The sequence below is a fragment of the Pseudomonas sp. BR20 genome (genome assembly GCF_050780135.1).
GTDB lineage: Bacteria > Pseudomonadota > Gammaproteobacteria > Pseudomonadales > Pseudomonadaceae > Aquipseudomonas.
The window spans coordinates 3,705,062-3,721,929 of the sequence record NZ_CP172012.1 but is presented as its reverse complement, the minus strand read 5'-3'; the positions used below and the strand labels follow the sequence as shown (position 1 = coordinate 3,721,929).

Sequence of the window (16,868 nt, the reverse complement as noted above, 5' to 3'; positions counted from 1 at the left end):
AAAAAAGCCCGGAGGTGCCCATGAACGGTTTCGCGACTGCAGTGAATCACACAGCCCTGGATCAACAAGAGCTCGACGAATGGCGTGACGCGTTGGCTTCGCTGGTAGCCAATGCGGGCCCTGAGCGCGCACGCCAGATCCTCGACCTGCTGGCCCGCGACGCCAGCGCCGCGCACATCGATTGGAAGCCCCACCACGGCACGCCCTACATCAATAGCATCAGCGTCGAGCAGCAGCCGGCGTTTCCCGGCGACCTCGCCACCGAAGAGCGCCTGGCCTCGCTGGTGCGCTGGAACGCCCTGGCCATGGTGGTGCGGGCCAACCAGGCCTATGGCGAACTCGGTGGCCACATTGCCAGCTACGCCAGTGCTGCGGATTTGTTCGAGGTGGGCTTCAACCACTTTTTCCGCGCTCGCAACCACGACTTTGGCGGCGACCTGGTGTTCTACCAGCCGCATTCGGCCCCCGGCATTTATGCGCGCGCCTTCCTTGAGGGGCGCTTGAGCGCGGACGACCTGGCCCACTATCGCCAGGAACTCGGCGGCGCCAAGGCCGGCGTGCGCGGGCTGTCCAGCTACCCGCACCCGTGGTTGATGCCGGACTTCTGGCAGTTTCCCACCGGTTCCATGGGCATTGGCCCCATCAGTTCGATTTTCCAGGCGCGCTTCATGCGCTATCTGCAGCATCGTGGCCTGCAGGACACTGCCGAGCGTCACGTGTGGGGTGTCTTCGGCGACGGCGAGATGGACGAGCCGGAAAGCATGTCGGCCCTGACCCTGGCCGCCCGTGAAGGCCTCGACAACCTGACCTGGGTGGTCAACTGCAACCTGCAACGCCTCGACGGCCCGGTGCGTGGCAATGGGCGGATCATCGACGAACTGGAGGCGTTGTTCGCAGGCGCTGGCTGGAACGTGATCAAGCTGGTCTGGGGTTCGGACTGGGACGCCTTGCTCGCCAAGGACGCCGACGGTTCACTGGTCAACACGTTGTCGAACACCGTGGACGGCCAATTCCAGACCTTCGCCGCCAAGGACGGGGCCTACAACCGCGAACACTTCTTCGGCCAGAGCGCGGCGCTGGCCAAGCTGGTCGAGGGTATGAGCGATGAGCAAATCGACCGCCTCAAGCGTGGCGGCCACGACATGGTCAAGATCCACGCCGCCTATCATGCGGCGCGCCGGGTCAAGGGCAAGCCTACGGTGATCCTGGCCCAGACCAAAAAAGGCTTCGGCATGGGCGAGGCCGGGCAGGGCAAGATGACCACTCATCAGCAGAAGAAGCTTGATCGCGAGGCGTTGCTCGCGTTCCGCAACCGCTTCCAGTTGCCGCTGAGCGATGAACAGGCCGAATCGCTGAGCTTCTTCAAACCCACGGATGACAGCCTCGAGTTGCGCTACCTGCATCAGCGGCGCACGGCCCTGGGCGGTTATGTGCCCAGCCGTAGCCAGGCCGCAGCACCGGTAAACGTACCGCCCGTGAGCGGTTACGCCGGCTTCGCCACGGCGGCCGACGGCAAGGAAATGTCCACCACCATGGCCTTCGTGCGCATGCTGACCAACCTGCTCAAGGACAAGGCGCTCGGGCCACGCATCGTGCCCATCGTGGCGGATGAGGCGCGTACTTTCGGCATGGCCAACCTGTTCAAGCAGATCGGCATCTATTCCAGCGTCGGCCAGCGCTATGAGCCGGAAGACATTGGCTCGATCCTCAGCTACCGCGAGGCCACCGACGGGCAGATTCTTGAAGAGGGCATCAGTGAAGCCAGTGCCATCAGTTCCTGGGTGGCGGCGGCCACCAGCTACTCGGTGCATGCCCTGCGTATGTTGCCGTTCTACATCTACTACTCGATGTTCGGCTTCCAGCGCGTCGGCGACCTGATCTGGGCCGCCGCCGACCAGCGCGCCCGTGGTTTCCTGCTCGGCGCCACTGCCGGGCGCACCACCCTCGGCGGCGAGGGCTTGCAGCACCAGGACGGCAGCAGCCATCTCACCGCCGCCACCGTGCCCAATTGCCGCGCCTACGATCCGGCGTTTGCCGGGGAGTTTGCGGTGATCCTCGACCACGGCATGCGCCAGATGCTGGAGCATGACGTGGACGAGTTCTACTACGTGACCCTGATGAACGAAAACTACCCGCAGCCGAGCCTGCCCGAAGGCGTGGAGGCGGCGATTATCAAGGGTATGTATCGCCTGGAGCGCGCCGCCGAGGCTAAGGTGCGCCTGCTCGGTTCGGGGACCTTGCTGCGTGAAGCCCAGGCCGCCGCGCGGTTACTGGCTGAGGATTGGCACGTGGCGAGCGAGGTGTACAGCGTCACCAGTTTCAGCGAACTGGCACGGGAGGCGCGGGAAGTGGAGCGCTGGAACCGCTTGCATCCACAGGCCGGCAAGCGCGTCAGTCATCTGCATGATTGCTTGCCGAAGGGTGCGCCGGTGGTTGCCGTGTCCGACTACGTACGCGCGGTCCCGCAGATGATTGCGTCCTATCTGGACTCAAGCTACACCGTGCTCGGCACCGACGGGTTTGGTCGCAGTGATACACGGGCGGCGCTGCGGGATTTCTTTGAGGTGGATCGGCATCACATCGTGTTGGCGGCGCTTACCGCGTTGGTGGAGCAGGGCAGTCTTGAACGGCAGGTATGCCAGCAGGCAATTGAACGGTATGGCTTGCAGGTGGATCGCGCAGCTTCCTGGGCCTGAATGTGGGAGGGGCAAGCTCCCTCTTACCAACCTTAAAATAACTGGCTGATTTTAAGAGGTTAAAATTTCACCCTGAAGTTTTGAGTCTTGCCTGAACAATGTCGGGCGACCGCTCACCACAGAAGTTCCAGTTTGCTGCACGACAGCGCTACGTCGAAGAGGCAGTGGGACCTCCCACACTTTAGTGTTGCGCTGAGTTTTAAAGCGTGGCGATCAGGGCAGGTCCGAAGGCGTCCCTGATAAACCCCGGCGCGATATACCGTTCGTAGTGCGCCTCGGACAGCAGGAAAAACTCCCGGTCAATTGCATCGCGCAAATCCGCCAGGCTGCGCTCGCGAAACTCCGGCAACAACGCCAACCCATACGCATCCAGCCTGGAAATCACCCGCGCGCCCCGGGCAATCAGCTGATACGCCCAGCAATACGGCGACTGGTGCGGCATAAAGCGAATCTTGCGGTCTTCCAATTGCTGGCGCAGGCGCTGTGGGTCGAACACTTCCAGCTTGCTGGCCATCACCTGCGCCAGCAACTGCTCAAGACGCAGCCATACCGCCTGCTTTTCCTCGGCGTTGTAGCCATTCCACTGGATCACTTCATGGTGATAACGCTTGCAACCTCGACACACCAGGTCCCCGTAAACGGTGGAACACAGGCCTATGCAGGGCGTCTTGATGGTTTGATTGGGCATAAAAAACATCGACAAGTGAAACAACACGGCCCCAGAAAGGGGCCGTTTTTAATCAATCCCAGCTCAGGGCGCCGCCAGTCTGGTATTCGATGACTCGGGTTTCGAAGAAGTTCTTCTCTTTCTTCAAGTCCATAATCTCGCTCATCCAAGGGAACGGGTTAGTCGTCCCCGGATACTCTTCCTTCAAACCAATCTGCGACAGACGACGGTTAGCGATGAACTTGAGGTAATCCTCCATCATCGCCGCGTTCATGCCCAACACCCCACGCGGCATGGTATCCCGCGCATATTCGATCTCCAGCTGCGTCCCTTGCAGGATCATCTGGGTCGCTTCTTCCTTCATCTCGGCATCCCACAAATGCGGGTTTTCGATTTTGATCTGGTTGATCACATCGATACCGAAGTTCAGGTGCATCGACTCATCGCGCAGGATGTACTGGAACTGTTCGGCGACGCCGGTCATTTTGTTGCGGCGGCCCATGGACAAAATCTGGGTGAAGCCGCAGTAGAAGAAGATGCCTTCCAGCACGCAGTAGTAAGCGACCAGGTTGCGCAGCAGTTCCTTGTCGGTGTCGACGGTGCCGGTTTCGAACTTCGGATCGGAGATCGAGCGGGTGTATTTCAGGCCCCAGGCTGCCTTTTTGGCGACCGATGGGATCTCGTGGTACATGTTGAAGATCTCGCCTTCATCCATGGCCAACGATTCGATGCAGTACTGGTAGGCGTGGGTGTGGATCGCTTCTTCGAAGGCCTGGCGCAGGATGTACTGGCGGCACTCCGGGTTGGTGATCAGGCGGTACACGGCCAGCACCAGGTTGTTCGCGACCAACGAATCCGCGGTGGAGAAGAAGCCGAGGTTGCGCATGACGATGCGGCGTTCGTCGTCGGTCAGGCCTTCGGGGTTTTTCCACAGGGCGATGTCGGCGGTCATGTTGACCTCTTGCGGCATCCAGTGGTTGGCGCAGCCGTCGAGGTATTTCTGCCAGGCCCAGTCGTACTTGAAGGGCACGAGCTGGTTGAGGTCGGCGCGGCAGTTGATCATGCGCTTTTCGTCAACGGCGACGCGGGCGGAGGCGCCTTCGAGTTCGGCGAGGCCTTCGGCGACGTCGAGTTTGTCCAGGGCAGCCTTGGCACGGATGATCGCGGCGGAGTCGTTGGCGGTCACGTTGCGTGCTTCCAGGGCGGCGGCGGCGCCGGCACCGTCGAGACGGTCCATGTTGGCTTCGCTGGCGTGGCCGGCGTTGGCGCCCTTGATTACAGCTGCACCGGTGTCCTCGTTGTCGACTTCATCCCAACTCAGCATTGAAATACTCCCTTCTGTTCTGTTCTGACGGCGTGTGAACCCGTCCAAAAAAATCTGATTTGCAGGCTGCCAGGCATTGAAATACTGCGCAGAGTGTGGTCGGTCAATACCGATACTGCACACTATGTAGTGGTCTGTTCTGTTTGTGGGCACACTATATGGTGTGTAACAAAGCTGGTCAACGCAGAAGAAGGGATCGAACGTCGCAGGGACGGCAGAGCCGCCGCTGCGGTTCAGGACCCGCGCACGGCCTTCAGTAGCAGCGCTTCAAACACCTGCTGCACCCGTGGCTCATCACTGTGGGCCACGTTGAAACGCATCGAATCGCGATGGGCCGGGTCGTAGCCGAAGAGCGTGCCCGGCGCCAATACCATGCTGTGTTTCAACGCTTCCTGGGCCAACCACTCGCCGTTCACACCCGGGGGCAGGCGTGCCCAGATGAACATCCCGCCTTCATAGGCCATCGGCAACTCGCACCCGCAGCGTCGGAGCCATTGCTCCGCCCGCCCGCCGGCCTCCATCAGGCGTTGGACCATGCGCTTGCGGTGCTTGGTATAGCTGCCTTCGCTGAGCATGCGATAGACGATCTGCTCGAACAGCTCCGAGGTCACGCCACCGCTCATCAACTTCATATTGGTCAGGTTGGCGGCCAGTTGCGGCGCGGCCACCACGAAGCTGACCCGGGTGTTGGCGCTGAGGATCTTCGAGAAGCCCGACAGGTAGGTGACCTGCTCCAGGCCGGCGACAGCGGCCAGGCGCGGCGGCGGGTTGGGGTGCAGGTCGCCGTAAAGATCGTCCTCGACGATATGGCAGTGGTACTGCTGGGTCAGTTGCAACAGGCGAAACGCTTGGCTGGGGCTGAAGGAATGGCCGGTGGGGTTATGCAGCACGCTGGTGGTCAGGTACAGGCTGGGGCGGTGTTCGGCCAGCAGCTGTTCGAGGGCGGCGAAATCGAAACCGTCGGGGCGGCGTTGGATGGTCACCACCTTGACGCCGTGCAGCGCCAGGTTGGCGTGGAAGTTGAAATAGCACGGTGCGTCGAGCAGCACGGTGTCGCCGGGGCGTGCGAGCAGGCGCATCAGCATGTCCAGGCCTTGCACGGTGTTGGGCGTGGTGATGATCTGTTCCACCGGCACCGACAGGCCTTCGCCGTGCAGCTTTTGTTGCAAGGCCTGGCGCAGCGGCAATAAGCCAGCCGGCGTGCCGAGCCCGGCGATGCGTAACGACGGCGCGCGCACCACGCTGCGCATGGCTTGGCGGATGGCCTCGGTGCTCAGCCATGCTTCCGGCAGGTGGCCGCCGCCGGGGCGCAACTCGCCGCCGACGGTGACCAGCGGGCGACGCAAGACGCTGAGCAGGTCCTGGGGCAGCAGGTCGACCCACGCCACCGAGGCCGGGCGCGCGCTGTCCATCGCCACGAAGTAGCCACGCCCCTGGCTGGAGGTGAGCAGGTTGCGCCCGCGCAGGCGGTCGAGGGCTTCGTTGAGGGTGAACTTGCTGACGCCCAGTGTCTGGGTCAACTCCCGCACCGACGGCAACTTGCAGCCGGGCGCCCATTCGCCGCTCTCGATGAGCTGGCTGAACGCCTCGACGATCTGCTGCACCTTGGGCGTGCCGTCTACAAAGGCGATGGCGGATACAAGCATGAACCTTCCTTGTGTTTGCCGGTGATTTTACCGGTGAAGTTCGGCCGGATTAGGCATTACTTTACCTGCCTTGTGCAACGTCGCTTGCCTACACTGCAGGCCTTCTCACCCTGGGTCCAAGGCCATGACCAGCGCACTGACGCTCTCTTCGTTTCTCTACTTCCTGCTGTTTTGCGCCACCATGACCTTCAGCCCTGGCCCCATGACCCTGCTGTTGTTGAGCCTGGGCTTGAAGAGCGGCTTGCGCAGTTCGATTCCGGCGCAACTCGGTGCCAGTGTGTCGTACCTGATTTCGATCCTGATCTTTGCCGTGGGTTTTTCGGAACTGATCAAGGGCAATCTCGCCATTACCCAGGCCATTCAGTTGGTCGGCGTGGCCTACATTCTCTATCTGGCCTACAAGCAGTGGACCAGCAGCGGCGCGTCGATCGGCAAGGCGGCTGCCGTGGAGGGCACACGGAGCCTGTTCGGCAAAGGGCTGCTCACCGGGTTTTCCAATCCCAAGACCCTCATCATGTTCAGCGCCGTTTTCCCACAGTTCACCGGGGCAGGGGAGCACAGTTCGGCGGCGGATATCACCATCCTCGGCGCGACCTTCCTGGTGCTGCAATTTGCCAGCGGTTGCCTGTATTGCTACTTCGGCCAGCGCATCAAGCACGTGTTGGAAAACCCCAGGCGCCGCGTGTTGTTGCAGCGGGTCACGGCGGTGCTGTTGCTGGGGGTGGCGTGGATGCTGGCCCGGGGCTTTCCAGCGTGAGCATCGGCCTGGCGCCGTATCAACCGGGACACGCCGATTCCACCCGTTGGCTCAACGATGCAGACCTGGCGCTGTATGAAGCCAAGAGCAGCGGGCGCAACCGGGTCAGTTCGGTGCAAGGCACTTGGTTGCGATCGGTTCAGTGGGGTAGGGTGAGGCCGCACCCCAACAAACAACAAGGATCGGTTCATGCTCTTCACATTCCCGCGTTCCCTCCTGGCCGCCACGCTGGCCTTGTCCTTCGCACTTCCGGCCTACAGCGCCGAACCCCACAAACAGATCCAGGCGGACGCCGAGCAGTACAAGGCCCCGGCCCTGAAACTGCTGGAGCGCCTGGTGAATATCGACTCGGGTTCGGGCTATGGGCCAGGCCTGACCCAGGTGAGTGACATCGCCGTCGATGAACTCAAACAGTTGGGCTTCACCATTGAACGGGTGCCGGATGCCGCCGCCAACAGCAGCCATGTGATCGCCACCCTCAAGGGCAGCGGCAAGGCCAAGATATTGCTGATGGCCCACATGGACACGGTCTTCAAGGAAGGCTCGGCTGCCGAACGTCCGTTTCACATCAAGGATGGCCGCGCCTATGGCCCCGGCGTGATGGATGACAAAGGTGGTATCGTCGCCGGGATCTACGCGCTCAAAGTCCTGAAGAACCAAGGGTTCAAGGACTACGCACAGATTACTTTCCTGCTCGATGCCAGCGAAGAAACCGGCACCGACATCGCCTCTGACTTGATCCGCAACACCGCCAAGGCCCACGACGTCACCCTGAACCTCGAACCCGGCCGCCCCGCCGACGGCCTGGTGGTGTGGCGCAAAGGCAGTGCCACCGCCGTGGTCGAAGTCAAAGGCAAAGCCGCCCACGCCGGCGTCGCCCCGGAACTGGGGCGCAACGCCGCCATGGAAGCCGCACACCAGATTCTGCAGTTGGGCAAACTCGGCGATGAACAAAAGAAAACCACGATTAACTTCACCGTGATCAACGCGGGCGACCGCACCAACGTCATCCCCGACCAAGCCACCGCCAAAGCCGACGTGCGTGCAGCGTTGCCGGAAGAGTTCGATCGGATCGAGAAGGACTTGGTGCGGGTCTCCGCCAACAAATTGATCCCGGAAACCGAAGTGACCACCACCCTCAAACGCGGCCTGCCACCCATGCCGCAGACGCCGGAGTCGGACAAGCTGGTGGCGATTGCCCAGGGCATTTATGGGGAGCTGGGTAAAAAGTTGACCATTGAAGGCAGCGGCGGCGCGGCGGATGCCAGTTTGTCGGCCGGGGTGGGCACGCCGACGTTGGATGGGTTTGGGATTGTGGGGGGTAATATTCATACGCCGCAGGAGTATGCGGAGGTGGAGAGCGTGGCCCCGCGGATCTACTTGCTGAGTCGGATGATTATGGAGCTGAGTAAACGCTGATCAGCCTGGGAGGCTCACCCATTCAACTTGGCTGAGCCTTCATTCCTTGTGGTGAGCAGGCTTGCCCTGCGTGGACTGCGCAGCAGGCCAAAATATTAATAGCAAAGATCGTTATACGGCTGATTTTTAAGTTGAATATTGGTTTTTTTGTAGGTGTTCATCAAACTTTCGAACTATGTGATTTAGCCATAACGGGCCTGAGGCCCATTGGTATGGATAGTAGTAATAGCAATGCTGTATATGCAGTAAATTTTCTTGAAGGTCTGGCTCGTTGGTATACGAACTTATCAGCTCTAAAATTTCCTGTTTTACTGTCATGATTATTTCTCTAGGCGAGTCTAGTAGAAATGTATCGATGACATCATCGGCCGATGAATGATCTTCCGCCCAATCCTGATTAAAGTAAGCACCAAAAAATTGTTGTAGCTCTGTTAATGGTTCATTCATTTTTCTGGGTATCCTGTTAGCAATAGATAGCCATCTGGCATTTTAGGATCTCGTTTTATGACTAATAGGAACTTATAAACAGGTACGGATTTTGTTGCTCCATTTAGAATGCTTACCCCTACGGGTTGACTTGAGCTGTCTTTAATTAGGAGTTTTTCCTTGTTTCCACTTAAAAATGTAGTTATTTCTTGCTGGTGTGCAGTCAAGCTTTTGGACACTATAGCCTCAGCCTCTTCTAGAGTTTTGAAGGTGGATGAGGCTGGGATGTGCGGTTCAGATTCAAATCTTGCCGCTAACTGTTCGTCTGTTCGACCGACATGTTTTTCAATCAGGTGTCCTCCAGCCTTCTCGTGAGTAGTTAATACTCCAGGAGGTGCTTTTTTTGTTAAATCGTTTTTTGAATCCGGGCAATTTCCAATCTTACAGCTTAACCCTAACGGATCCACCCACCCCGTCGGATTGGGCACGTACTGGTACGTGTTGATCCCACCTGCCAACTTCACCGGATCAGGCGTCAGGTAGCGACCGACATCCGGATTGTAGTAGCGATGACGGTTGTAGTGCAGTCCGCTTTCCTGATCAAAGTACTGGCCCTGAAAACGCAGCGGGTTGTCGATTTTGCCTTTGTCGAGACGGCTGATCTGGCCGTAGGCGCGGTAGTGCGCGGACCAGACGATTTCGCCGTCGGGGTCGGTCAGTTCCTGCGGCGTGCCGAGGTGGTCGAGTTGGTAGTGGTAGGGCTTGGTGTCTTTTGGGCCGAAGCCTTCCAACAGGACCAGCGGCCTGAAACTGTTCGGTTCGTAGAGATAGCTGCGATGGCGATCCGCATGGTGCTCAGCAATCAGCTTGTCGCCTTGCCAGAAAAACTCCGTCGTTAGGCCGTCAACGGTTTTGCTGATGCGCCGCCCAAAGGGATCGTAGCGATAGCTCGCGGTTTGGCCATTGGGTTGGGTGATTCCAATCAGCCGGTGCTGGCGGTCGTAGCGGTACTCGGTGACGAGTTGATGGCCTTTGCCATGGCGTTCACGGATGAGGTTGCCGAAGGCGTCATAGTCGTAGTGGCGGTTGCCTTGGATCATCAGGCGGTTGCCGGCGACGATGTCGGGGCCGGGGCGGTCTTGCATGAGCAGGTTGCCGGCCGGGGTGTGGCCGAAGCGTTCCTGCAGGTCTTGGGAGTGGTCGGCGCGGGTGAGGCGGCCTACGGGGTCATAGTGGTAGTGGTGTTCGCCTTTGCGGGTGTCGAGCAGGCGGGTGAGGTTGCCGGTTTTGTCGTAGTCGTATTGACGTTGGTAGAGATGGTCTTGTTGCTGGGTGATTGCGTGGGCATGCAGGCGGTGCTGGTCGTCGTAGTGGTAGTGGCTGAGGAGTTGGCCTTGTTGGCGTTGGTGTTCCTGGCCGGCCTTGAACAGGTGCGAGGTCAGCAGCGCGCCGTTTAATTCGACGGTGGCGAGGTGGCCGCCTTTCGCATGACTAAAAACCAGCCGGTTATTATCGGGCAGGCGCAGGTGTTGAAGCTGGCCGCAGGTGTCGTAGCCATAGCGCAAGGTGCCCCAGCCTTGGTGTTCGGCGGTGAGGCGGTTTTGGCTGTCGTATTCGTAGGCCAGCGCCCAGTGGCCGTCGTCGACGCTGAGGAGGTTGCCTTGGCGGTCGTAGGCATATTCAACAAGGCTGCCATCGGGCAGGGTTTTTCGTACGAGGCGGCCGGCGTGATCGCGCTCGTAGCGAGTAATGAGCTGACTGCCGTCGTCACCGTGTTCGGTTTTTTCCAGCAGGTTGCCGTTGAGGTCGTAGGCATAAGCCGTACGCTGCCCGTCAAACCCGACTTCCTGTTGGATCAGCCCGTTGGGGTGGTAAGCCAGTCGGTAGGACTCACCGACCTCGTTTTCGATCTCGGTCAGTAGTAACCGCACGTTGTCATAGCGGTAGTTGACCTGAGTGCCATCAGCGTTGATGCGCCGACTGATCAGGTGCAACCCATCGGCGTATTCGTAGCGGGTGACGTGGCCCAGTTCGTCGCGTTCGGCGGTGATTTTTCCGTAGGGGTTGTAGCTGTATTCCCTGCACGCACCGCCTGGTAAAACGACACGAATTAACCGACCGATGCCGTCCCACTGATACTGGGTCAGCGCGCCATGCTCGTCCTCGCGGGCAACCTGCCGGCCAAGATCGTCATAGCGATAACGCTTGATCCCGCCATTGGGCAACTGCTCTTCAACCAGTTGCCCCCGCTCATTCCACACCAGCCGCTGACAACTGTGATCCGGATACCAAACCCCAACCAGTTGCCCATATTTGTCGTAGCTGTAATCCGTAACATGACCATCGGGATCGGTCTTGCGGATGACATCGCCCTGGTCGTTACGCTCGTACTTCCAGACCGCCAGACCCCGTCTTACAACCCGTACGAACCAGTTGTCATGCTCGTAGGTTGTTGACTCATCATCCCCGGGAAACAACGCCACCAAGCGTCCGGCGTCGTCGTACTGATACGCTGTCACAGCGCCCAGAGGATTCTGCTCAACCGTCAGCCGGCCCTTGTCATCGTAGGATTTGAAGTGCTGGGCACCATCCGGATCAATCCGCTGCACCAGCCGTGCCCGGTCGTCATGGACATACACTTCCTGACTGCCATCGGCGTTATGCACCGTGACACGGCCGTCGTCACCCCAGGCATAGCGCGTATCCATTTGGGAAAAACTGGCCCAATGCCGGACACATCGCGCGGCCTTGCCAGCCCGTTCCCATTCCCAGAAGAAACTCGCCCCACCGGCCAAGCTCCGCTCAAGAATCACGTGCTGATCGTCGTAGCGATAAACCTCGCTTTCGCCTACCGCATTGGTCGCCGAAACCAACCGGCCAGCGTCGTCATAGACGTAGGAAACGATGTTCTGTTCGGTCACCCACTCGAAGGGTTCATACCCCTTGGCGCGCTGAACCTGATAATCCACCGCCACGATGTGGCCGAACGCATAGCGCAGAAACAGCGCACGCCCCACACCGTTATCCAACCGCTCGATGCGCCCAAGAAAATCCCGAGTAATCCGGAGCCGGTTGTCATACGCATCACTGATCGAGACCAGCACACCGTCGCGAAAGTGATAAAACCGCGACGCCTGGGACAACACCAACTCATCCGGCGAAGCGCCCAAATAGATCGCCGCTTCGGCCAAGCTATTGGTGATGGCCGGTCGAGCAACGGTCGGCAATGGAAACGAAGTAATGCGATTTTCATGGTCCGTCCACACCACCGAATCGCCCGACACCACAAGCCGATGCGCCAGCGAATGACTCCAGCCAAACCCCAACCCGCAATCCACTTCCACCGCACTGGTGCGATATAACCGCGTCCACTCAAACGGCAAAACTCCATCCAACGTGCCATCGGTGAGAGTGAGCAATTCCTCCCCGGTAACCATCGACACGGGGCAGCCGTTGGTGACCGTCTTATCCGAAGCCGCCGCCGCATCGCCCTTCGGATTCGTCGATACAACAGGTACATCATCGACAGGCTCCTGCCTGACCAACACGGTCTTCTGTGTCTTGTTACGAACCGCCGGTACTGGGTTGGAAACCAACTGATCCCCAGCCTTCAACGGCGCAACCGGTACAGTCTTGATCGCTGTCGCCGGGCCACCGAGCAGCAAAGGCTTCACCGCCTCGGCATGCTCATCCATGGGAGATTTTCCGAACTGCCCCGCCATGCGCTCCAACCATCGGCGCGCACGTTGAGACTTGATGCCGCCCAGCACCTTGGTACTTATTCGTACCGCCATCCCCATCCCGGCAGTGGCGAGACACAGCAGCAAATTGATCAATACTTCGGCGCTGATTTCCCCGAGCAACTCGTTCATATAGGGCGGCGGCAACAGGCGCATCCAGCTGACCGCTGCCGAGAGATGGATGAACAGCAGCGGCTCGTCGCTGAGCACCAACAAGCCCTTGGCGAGGGTGTCGGCGCCGAGGCTCAGCAGCTTTTCAAGTTCGTCCGGGGACAGGTAGTGCAGCAGTTGTTCGGCATAAGCCAACGGGTCGCCAAGCCACTGAAACAGCTGCTTGACAGTGTCCCAGAGCGAGTAGAGCGCTTCGCCGAAGCCGCGCGCGTAGGCTTGATGCAGGGAGAGGTAGCGCTTGGGGAAGCTGGCTTCGGAGTAACCCTTCCATAACGGTTCGAAGGTGGTCTCCCATTCACTGCGCAACCAACCGTCCAGCGCGGCAATCACCGACTGATAAGAGGCATACAGCGCCTTGAAATGATCTTTGGAGACGTTGGGGTAGAAGCTGACCCGGTACTGCTGGTTGCGATCACATTCCTTGATTTCAAGAATGCCGCTGGGGCCGATGGTCTTGTGGATCGGCTCGCCCAGGGGCCCGCCCTCTGGATCGATGCGTTGCACCATCACGGGCGTATTGCCAATGGGCACGAACCGAGCGCTCTGGAACATATGCACCAGGGTCAACGTGCCGTTTGCCTGGCACGTTGCTGTGGTGCTGCTGGGAATGATGGCGCGGTTGATCGGCGCGACAAGCGCCACGTCATCCCCGACTTTGAAGACCTGTTCGACATCCAGGGCCGAAAAGCTAAAGAAGCTTTCCGCCCAGTTCTCGTAGGTATTGAGGCAGCGCCCGAAGTCGCTGAGAACGGATTCGACGTCTCGCGTCTTTGAATCCATGGCGGCCAGCACCAGGTAGCCAATGGCTTGGCGGGTCACCTCGATCATGAAACAGCCCCTTCAACCGGGGCTTTAACGAAAACAACCATCTGCAATCCCTCGCACTGTGTATTCAGGCGAGGGACTTTGCAGCGGTTTTCAGGGCAGGGGAGTAGCGCTTATCCGGCGCTTACGTGGGGCGTTTCGACAACTTTTGTCTTCTCCCGCCCCAGCACCAGGCTGCACAGCGCCGGTAAAAACAACAGCGTCAATACCGTGCCCACCAGCACTCCGCCAATCAGCACGAACGCCAGGGACGACCAGAACACCGACAGCGTCAGCGGAATAAACGCCAGCGCCGCCGCCAGCGCGGTCAGTATTACCGGCCTGGCCCGCCGCACTGTGGCCTCGACGATGGCCTCGCGAATTGCCATGCCGTGTTCCTGGTTCTGGCGAATCTGGTCGGTAAAGATCAACGTGTTGCGCATCAGGATCCCGCCGATCCCGATCAAGCCCAGGATCGCGTTGAACCCGAACGGCTGGTTGAACAGCAGCAAGGTCGGCACCGCGCCAATCAAGCCCAGCGGCGCGGTGGCGAATACCATGAACATCACGCCGAAGGAACGCACCTGGAACATGATCACCGTGAGGGTCAGCAGGATCATGATCGGGAACAGCGCCGCCAGCGCCACGTTGGCCTTGGCGCTTTCTTCCACCGGGCCGCCGATGTCGATCCGGTAACCGGCCGGCAGCCTCGCGATCAGCGGTTGCAGGTCTTTGTACACGGCCATTTCCACATCGGGCGGTTGCACGCCGTCGATGATGTCGGCACGCACTTCCACGGTGCTCGCGCGGTTGCGGCGCTTGAGGATCGGTTCTTCCATCACCGCCTGGAACTGCCCGACCTGGGCCAGGGGCACCGACGTGCCGGCGCTGTTGGTCAGGGTCATATTGTTGAGGTTGCCGAGGTTCTCTCGCTGGTTGCCTTGGGCGCGGGCGACCACGGACACGGTGCGGTTGCCCTCACGCACTTCGGTGATGGGGTTGCCGCTGAGCAAGGCGTTGAGCTGGGATTTGACCTCGTTGGGGGTAAAACCCAGCAGGCGCAGGCGGTCTTGATCCAGCACCAGGCGATAACCGCTGGTGCGTTCGCCCCAATCGAGAAAGGCGTCCTTGGTCAGCGTGTTGGCGGCGACGACCTTGCGCACGTCCTCGGACACGCCGCGCAGCACATCCACATTCGGGCCGGATACGCGGAACACCACCGGGAAGGGCACCGGTGGGCCGAACAGCAGTTGTGTCACCCGCACCCGCGCCGCTGGAAACTCACCGGCCGCAATTCGCTCACGCATACGCAGCTTCAAGGCGTCGCGGGCGTGAGAGTCCGGCGTCTGCACGATCAGTTTGGCAAACGCCGGGTCCGGCATTTCGGGGTTCAGCGACAGGAAGAAGCGTGGCGCGCCACCGCCCACATAGGTGTCGACCATGCTGGTCTGCGGCTCTTGCAGCAGCGCTTTTTCCAACTGCGCCGCCACCGCCTCGGTGCTCTTGAAGGCACTGCCGGGCGGCATATACACCTCAAGAATCAGCTCGGACCGGTCGGAGTTGGGGAAGAACTGTTTCTTCACCACGGCCATGCCCAGCACGCACAGTACAAAGGCGCCGATGACCAACCCGGTCACGAGCCAACGCCTGCGTACGCAGGCTTCGACTAAATCACGCAGCTTCTGGTAGTAGCGCCCGGCATAAATCGCGTCGTGGCCACCGGGCACCGGCTTGATCTGCGGCAGCAACTTCACGCCCAGGTACGGCGTGAACACCACCGCCACCAGCCAGGACGAGATCAGTGCAAAGCCGACGATCCAGAAGATATTGCCGGCGTATTCCCCCGCACCTGAACGTGCAAATCCCACCGGCAGAAAGCCGATGATCGTCACCAGCGTACCGGTGAGCATCGGGGCCGCCGTGGAGCTCCAGGCGAAGGTGGCCGCATGAATCCGGTCAAAACCTTCCTCCAGTTTCACCACCATCATTTCAATGGCGATGATTGCGTCATCCACCAGCAAACCCAGGGAAATAATCAGTGCGCCCAGGGTAATGCGGTCGAACTCACGCCCGGTGAGCAACATGATCACGAACACCACCGACAAGGTCAGCGGCACCGCAGCCGCCACCACCAGGCCGACGCGAAAGCCCAGGGCCAGCAGGCTGATGAGCATCACCACCGCGAGGGCGACGAAGAATTTGAGCATGAATTCATTCACCGCCAGGCTGATGTTTTTCGCCTGGTCGGAGACTTTGGCGAAGTTCACGCCCAACGGCAGGTCCGCCTGGATCCGGGCTTCCTGAGCCTTGAGGCTTTTGTCCAGCTCCAGACCGTTCCAGTGCTTTTCCATGATCACGCCGAGCATCAGCGCCGGGTCGCCCTGGTGGCGGATGCGGTAGCTGGGCGGGTCTTCATACCCGCGGCTGACGCTGGCGACATCGGCAATGCGCAGCACGCGGCCGTTGACTTCCAGGGGCACGTTTTCGATCAGCGCCAGACTGTCGAAGGCACCGTCGATACGGATATAGGCGCGGGCCCCGGCGGTTTCCACGAAGCCAGACGGCGCCACGGCGTTTTGTGCGGCGAGGGCGCTGAAGATCTGGTCCGGCTTGATGCCCAGGGTCGCCAGGCGCTCATAGGAAAACTCGACGAAGATTCGCTGCGCCTGCTCGCCGAGGATATTGACCTTCTTCACCCCCGGCAGGTTGAGCAGGCCCTGGCGCAACTCTTCGGCCATCTGCACCTGTTGCCGATGAGGCAAGTGCTCGGCCTCCAGGGCGTACAGGGCGAAGTACACATCGGAATATTCATCGTTGAAGAACGGCCCGATCACACCGTTGGGCAGCCTCGCGGCTTCATCGCTGAGTTTTTTGCGCGTCTGGTAGAACAGCTCCTGGATTTCGCTGGGGCGCGTGGACTCCTTGTAGGTCATGCGCATCGACACAAAACCCGGCTGGGCGATGGTCTCGACGCGGTCGTAGTAGTCCAGTTCCTGCAGGCGCTTCTCCAGGCGGTCGGCAACCTGCTCCTGCATCTCCTGGGCAGTGGCGCCGGGCCAGGCAGCGGTAATGGTCATGACCTTGACGGTAAACGACGGGTCTTCGGCGCGTCCCAGTTTGCCGAACGAGAAGATCCCGGCGGCGAGGATCGCAATGATCAAAAACAGCGTGACTGCGCGGTGCTTGACCGCCAGTTCCGAGAGGTTGATGCCGCGCAT

Annotated in this window: 9 protein-coding genes and 1 pseudogene; 4 read left to right on the top strand and 6 right to left on the bottom strand. The window is 60.1% G+C overall.

Annotation, left to right across the window (positions count from 1 at the left end; translation table 11 throughout):
• Window positions 1-20 precede the first annotated feature (20 nt).
• Window positions 21-2,696 (top strand): alpha-ketoglutarate dehydrogenase, encoded by a 2,676-nt coding sequence (mdeB, locus tag ACHPFG_RS17235; RefSeq protein WP_431699928.1) that lies wholly within the window; start codon window positions 21-23, stop codon window positions 2,694-2,696.
• A 199-nt stretch (window positions 2,697-2,895) separates the two neighbouring features.
• Here the strand turns inward: mdeB and ACHPFG_RS17230 are convergent, their stop codons facing one another.
• From ACHPFG_RS17230 to ACHPFG_RS17220, 3 genes are all read right to left on the bottom strand, one after another.
• Complete coding sequence (locus ACHPFG_RS17230; protein WP_431699927.1) at window positions 2,896-3,384, bottom strand: DUF1289 domain-containing protein; 489 nt, start codon at window positions 3,382-3,384, stop codon at window positions 2,896-2,898.
• 52 nt (window positions 3,385-3,436) lie between these two features.
• Window positions 3,437-4,687: a ribonucleotide-diphosphate reductase subunit beta gene (locus ACHPFG_RS17225; RefSeq protein ID WP_003173711.1), complete on the bottom strand. Its 1,251-nt coding sequence runs from the start codon at window positions 4,685-4,687 to the stop codon at window positions 3,437-3,439.
• A 233-nt stretch (window positions 4,688-4,920) separates the two neighbouring features.
• Entirely contained in the window at window positions 4,921-6,333 is a 1,413-nt protein-coding gene (locus ACHPFG_RS17220; RefSeq protein ID WP_431699926.1) for a PLP-dependent aminotransferase family protein, read from the bottom strand.
• A 124-nt stretch (window positions 6,334-6,457) separates the two neighbouring features.
• On the opposite strand from ACHPFG_RS17220, the gene ACHPFG_RS17215 reads away from it, so the two are divergent.
• The 3 genes and pseudogenes from ACHPFG_RS17215 (at window position 6,458) to ACHPFG_RS17205 (ending at window position 8,509) form a co-directional block, all read left to right on the top strand.
• The gene (locus ACHPFG_RS17215) at window positions 6,458-7,090 is read left to right on the top strand and encodes a LysE family translocator (protein WP_431699925.1); all 633 of its coding nucleotides are present in this window, start codon (window positions 6,458-6,460) and stop codon (window positions 7,088-7,090) included.
• Window positions 7,081-7,230, top strand: a pseudogene (locus tag ACHPFG_RS17210) (diguanylate cyclase domain-containing protein); the annotation flags it as partial. The gene ACHPFG_RS17215 and the pseudogene ACHPFG_RS17210, both read left to right, overlap by 10 nt.
• A 49-nt stretch (window positions 7,231-7,279) precedes the next feature.
• Window positions 7,280-8,509, top strand: a complete 1,230-nt coding sequence (locus ACHPFG_RS17205; RefSeq protein ID WP_431699924.1) for a M20/M25/M40 family metallo-hydrolase — start codon at window positions 7,280-7,282, stop codon at window positions 8,507-8,509.
• A gap of 126 nt (window positions 8,510-8,635) precedes the next feature.
• Here ACHPFG_RS17205 and ACHPFG_RS17200 read toward each other — a convergent pair whose 3' ends face one another.
• From ACHPFG_RS17200 to ACHPFG_RS17190, 3 genes are all read right to left on the bottom strand, one after another.
• Window positions 8,636-8,956, bottom strand: a complete 321-nt coding sequence (locus ACHPFG_RS17200) for a contact-dependent growth inhibition system immunity protein (RefSeq protein ID WP_131696527.1) — start codon at window positions 8,954-8,956, stop codon at window positions 8,636-8,638.
• Window positions 8,953-13,674: an RHS repeat-associated core domain-containing protein gene (locus ACHPFG_RS17195; RefSeq protein ID WP_431699923.1), complete on the bottom strand. Its 4,722-nt coding sequence runs from the start codon at window positions 13,672-13,674 to the stop codon at window positions 8,953-8,955. The genes ACHPFG_RS17200 and ACHPFG_RS17195 overlap by 4 nt, the downstream gene beginning before the upstream one ends.
• A 110-nt stretch (window positions 13,675-13,784) precedes the next feature.
• Window positions 13,785-16,868 (bottom strand): efflux RND transporter permease subunit, encoded by a 3,084-nt coding sequence (locus ACHPFG_RS17190; RefSeq protein WP_431699922.1) that lies wholly within the window; start codon window positions 16,866-16,868, stop codon window positions 13,785-13,787.